Consider the following 1,220-nt stretch of genomic DNA (forward strand, 5'->3'; position numbering starts at 1 on the left):
AATAAATTTAAAGTTATTAATTTATTATGTTTAAGAAAAAATCTGATGGGTACATATTTAATATGTTTTTAAATTAACTTTAACTAAGGAGGTGTCGTTAGGGGTGAAACGACTTAAAAACTTTATCCTTGGCTTATTAATAGTAGTAATCGTGGGGTTCCTGTTATTCATGTATATCCAAGATGGACGTATAACTGAATATCAAGACTACTTCCTTCAATTTGAATGGTTCCAACCATTACTTATTTCACTTGCTGCACTATTGATATTAATAGGTCTTATATTAGTATTTAGTATCTTCAAACCTACGCATCGAAAACCTGGATTATACAAAGACTTCGATGATGGTCATGTTTACGTATCTCGTAAAGCTGTTGAAAAAACTGCATTTGATACAGTTGCAAAATATGACCAAGTAAGACAACCGAATGTAGTTGCAAAACTATATAACAAAAAAAATAAATCTTATATCGACATTAAAACTGACTTTTTCGTACCGAATAATGTTCAGGTACAATCTTTAACTGAAGCAATTCGTGCGGATATTAAAAAGAATGTAGAACATTTTACAGAAATGCCAGTACGTAAGTTAGAAGTAAATGTGAGAGATCAGAAAACTTCTGGTCCACGAGTGTTGTAAGGGAGGTATATCATGGCTAACAATCATAACCAAAACGGACAAGACTCTACACAACAAGTGATTAATTTTTTAAAAGTATTTAAATGGAGAATCGTTGGTTTCTTAGCGTTTCTATTAATCGCGATATTATTCTTAACGTTAGGTTTTTGGAAAACAATACTTATCATCGTTTTATGTTTAATTGGTGTAGGTATTGGGTATATGAAAGACCGTAAGCAAGATTTTATGAATTTTTTAAATCGATGGAGTTAATTCATCAATTTAGAATTTAATTAAAAAAATATAAAAAATAACAAGTAAAAGGAGAATCTATTATGACTGTAGATAACAATAAAGCAAAACAAGCATACGACAATCAAACTGGTGTTAACGAAAAAGAAAGAGAAGAGCGTCAAAAACAACAAGAACAAAATCAAGAGCCTCAATTCAAAAACAAATTAACTTTCTCTGATGAAGTTGTTGAAAAAATTGCTGGTATCGCTGCACGTGAAGTTAAAGGTATCTTAGACATGAAAGGTGGCTTAACTGATACATTCACTAATGCATTCTCAAGTGGCAACAACGTTACACAAGGTGTATC

At 31.0% G+C, this 1,220-nt stretch carries 3 protein-coding genes; all 3 read left to right on the plus strand.

What is annotated here, in order from left to right; genetic code table 11:
- Window positions 1-103: 103 nt before the first annotated feature.
- Window positions 104-640 carry an alkaline shock response membrane anchor protein AmaP gene (gene amaP / locus L1S46_RS26185; protein WP_000825817.1) on the plus strand — a complete coding sequence of 179 codons (537 nt, stop codon included), beginning with the start codon at window positions 104-106 and terminating at the stop codon, window positions 638-640.
- A gap of 12 nt (window positions 641-652) precedes the next feature.
- The gene (locus L1S46_RS26190) at window positions 653-892 is read left to right on the plus strand and encodes a DUF2273 domain-containing protein (RefSeq protein ID WP_000002682.1); all 240 of its coding nucleotides are present in this window, start codon (window positions 653-655) and stop codon (window positions 890-892) included.
- Window positions 893-954: 62 nt separating this feature from the next.
- Window positions 955-1,220: Asp23/Gls24 family envelope stress response protein (locus tag L1S46_RS26195; RefSeq protein ID WP_238901439.1), on the plus strand; the 266-nt coding region annotated here is incomplete at its 3' end.

It is taken from the genome of Clostridium sp. YIM B02500, assembly GCF_022324665.1.
Classification (GTDB): Bacteria; Bacillota; Clostridia; order Clostridiales; family Clostridiaceae; genus Clostridium; species Clostridium beijerinckii.